2 protein-coding genes are annotated in these 2,526 nt (G+C 66.9%); both read right to left on the bottom strand.

What is annotated here, in order from left to right:
- Nucleotides 1-300: 300 nt before the first annotated feature.
- On the bottom strand, nt 301-1,494 hold the full coding sequence (locus ILT46_RS11945; RefSeq protein WP_199504863.1) for an IS91 family transposase: 1,194 nt from the start codon (nt 1,492-1,494) through the stop codon (nt 301-303).
- Between the two features lie 6 nt (nt 1,495-1,500).
- Nucleotides 1,501-2,409 carry a tyrosine-type recombinase/integrase gene (locus tag ILT46_RS11940; protein ID WP_199504862.1) on the bottom strand — a complete coding sequence of 303 codons (909 nt, stop codon included), beginning with the start codon at nt 2,407-2,409 and terminating at the stop codon, nt 1,501-1,503.
- Nucleotides 2,410-2,526 lie beyond the last annotated feature (117 nt).

The following is a 2,526-nucleotide window of genomic DNA, read 5'->3' as shown; positions in this document are numbered from 1 at the left end:
CGTTTAGAGTTTCGGACGCCGCGAGGCGTCGGAAAGTCGACGGTGCCCGAACCCGCGGGCCGCACGCGGTGCGCTATGGGGATTTCGACTTTGCACTGATCCCGACGGCTGCTGACGGTGCCGATAAGCGGAAGGGTCCGATAGCAGCCGGTCCGATTTTGCGATGACAAAGCAGCCGTAGGACGCCGGTTCGTCCGATTTTGGTGATGCGACTACTGCTTTTGGGCGGGTAATATGCGGACGTCATCGCCGCCGGAAGCGTGGCTGCGGCGGGGTGGAACAGTGTCATGCCGAGCCGGGTCACGGCGCAGGTTGCCCGGATGGAGCGGCTGCGCTCGGCGGACCGCGTGGCGGATGGCAGCGCTGGAAGGTCTCGATGATGACCATGTGCCCGCCGCAGCAAGGGCATGCCGGACGCGGATCGGGCGGTTCGATGGAGGGCTCGTCCGTCGCCGGCGGTGCGATCGCTAGCAGCTGACGGGCGCGTTCGAGATGGGCTTTGCGGGTGCTGGCGGCGAGCAGGCCGTAGTGGCGGATGCGGTGGAACCCGCGCGGCAGGCAGTGCAGCAGGAAGCGGCGGATGAACTCGTCGGCGCCGAGCGTCATGATCTGCTGCCGGTCTGGGGCAGAGCGACGATAATCCTTGTAGCGGAACGTTACGCCATCCTCGTCGAAGGAGATGAGCCGACTGTTCGAGATCGCGACCCGGTGGGTGTAGCGCGAGAGATAGGCGAGCACGGCCTCGGGCCCGGCGAACGGCGGCTTGGCATATACCACCCAGCGCTTCTTCCTCACCGGTGACAGATGGCGCAGCAACGCACGGCGGTCGGCCAACTCCGCCAGCTTACCGAAGAAGGCGAGTTTGCCGGCATCGTGAAGCGCCAGCAGCCGGGTCAGGAACAGACGGCGGAACAAAGCGCCCAGCACGCGCACCGGCAGGAGAAAGGCCGGGCGGGACGATATCCATCGGTCCCCGTCCAGCGCGATACCGCCGCCCGGCACGATCATGTGGATGTGCGGATGATGGGTCATGGCCGAGCCCCAGGTGTGGAGCACGGCGGTGATGCCGATCCGGGCGCCGAGATGCTTCGGGTCGGCGGCGATGGTGAGCGTGGTCTCGGACGCGGTCTTGAACAGCAGGTCGTAGAGCAGCGCCTTGTTGGTAAAGGCGATGGCGGCGATCTCGGCGGGCAGCGTGAACACGAGGTGGAAATAGCCGACCGGCAGCAGGTCGGCCTCGCGCGCGGCGAGCCAGGTCCGCGCGGCGGCGCCCTGGCACTTGGGGCAGTGGCGGTTGCGGCAGGAGTTGTAGGCGATCCGCCAATGGCCGCAGTCGGTGCAGGCCTCGACGTGCCCGCCCAGCGCGGCGGTGCGACAGTGCTCGATCGCCGACATGACCTTGAGCTGATGCAGGCTCAGGTGCCCGGCATGGGCGGCCCGATAAGCAGGCCCGGCAGCACGGAAGACGTCGGCAACCTCGAGCGAGGTGCGCACCGGCTCTCAGCCGCTCGGCACCTCGTTATCCGGTGCCGCCAAGGCCAGTCGGTCGAGCGGGCTGACAACTGCCCGCATCGTCTTCGTTGCCACCTTGGTGTAGAAGGCCGTGGTGTTGAGCTTGGCATGGCCGAGCAGTGCCTGGATAACGCGGATATCGACGCCGTCCTCGAGCAGATGCGTCGCAAAACTGTGCCGTAGGGTGTGCGGTCCGACCCGCTTGGCGATATCGGCTGCCTCTGCCGCTTGAACGACGACCCGGTAGAGCTGGCGGGTGCTGATCGGCACCGTCGCGTTCTGACCTGGGAAGAGCCAGCCATCGGCATGAAGCACACCCTGTTGCCGCCCCGCGCGCCACCACTCCCGCAGCAGCACAAGCAGACCTTCGGGCAGCATGGCGTTGCGATAGCGTCCACCCTTGCCGCGTTCGATCCTGAGCAGCATGCGCTTGCTGTCGATATCGCACACCTTGAGCGCCGAGACCTCGCCGACCCGCAGCCCCGCACCGTAGGCCACCGACAGCGCGGCCTGGTGCTTGAGGCAGGTCGTGGCGTCGAGGAGCCGCTTCACCTCGGGCTGGGTCAGCACCACCGGGATCTTGCGAGCATGAGCGGTGCGGACCAGCTTGCGGGCAAGCCCGGGCCGGTCGAGGGTGTGGGTGAAGAAGAACCGCAGCGCCGCGCCAATGCTGTTCATGGTCGGCGCCGGAACGCCGGCTTCCCGTTGCTCAATCTGGAACCGCCGGACATCCTCGGCGGTCGCGGTGTGGGGCGAGCGCCCCAGCCAGGTCGCGAACCGCCCGACATCGCGCAGATAGTTGCGCTGCGTCTCCGGGCTGAACCGGCGCATGGTCATATCCTCGATCAGCCGCTGGCGCAGCGGGCTGATGGGCGAAACAGGTACAAGATCGTTCATCTCTCGACTCCTCGGTTGAAGGAGCCGGAATGGTCGGCCTTGTTCGATCTACTCGCTACGTTCTTGCTCTGGCGTCACCCGCGCCGCCAGCACCCCTCCCGCGAAGCGGGTTCGTGC

Source organism: Qipengyuania sp. YIM B01966 (assembly GCF_016461955.1).
Lineage (GTDB): Bacteria > Pseudomonadota > Alphaproteobacteria > Sphingomonadales > Sphingomonadaceae > QFOP01.
The sequence above is the reverse complement of the archived record's forward strand: the minus strand, read 5'-3'. Positions and strand labels throughout refer to the sequence as shown.

Bases quoted from the DNA above. Each gene is read 5' to 3' on its own strand.
- ILT46_RS11940 (WP_199504862.1), bottom strand. From the start codon at position 2,409: ATGAACGATCTTGTACCTGTTTCGCCCATCAGCCCGCTGCGCCAGCGG.